This is a genomic window from Rhizobium sp. 18055 (assembly GCF_902706285.1).
Classification (GTDB): Bacteria; Pseudomonadota; Alphaproteobacteria; order Rhizobiales; family Rhizobiaceae; genus Rhizobium.
On sequence record NZ_CACSKD010000298.1, the window covers coordinates 1 to 437 of the forward strand.

General features: G+C 71.2%; 1 pseudogene. It reads right to left on the reverse strand.

Going from position 1 to position 437, the window contains the following annotated elements:
* Positions 1 to 167: 167 nt before the first annotated feature.
* A pseudogene (locus GVL52_RS29215) lies at positions 168 to 437 on the reverse strand (manganese catalase family protein); the annotation flags it as partial.

Here is a 437-nt window from a genome sequence, read left to right on the forward strand (position 1 = left end):
CCAGGGCGGTCGGCAGCAACAGCAGGAACGTGGCGGCAACAACAACCGCGGTGGCCAGCAGCGTTGATCGAGACTGACCAGTTGCACCCCATGTGGGCGGACAGCGTGTCCGCCCACTTTTTTTCACGCGAAACGTGGGGCTGAGGCCCGCCCCGGCCTGTCCCGCGTCAAGGCTCCCGTGGCGGCAGGTCGAGCGCACCGGCGCCCGGCCCGGCGCCCAGTTCGGCACCGGTTGTCGGCCGTGCTTCGGGATCGGAAAGCGTTCGCAGGGTCATGGCCTGCACCGCCGCCTGCTCGCGTGGGTCCAGGCCCACCGTGGCGCTGCCGTCACCGCCGTCCACAGCGGTCTGGGCCTCGCGGTCGCTGACCCGCTCCCACAGCTCGCCGCTGTTCCAGCTGCCCAGCAGGTCATCGGCGCCGTCGCCCTGCGACATGTC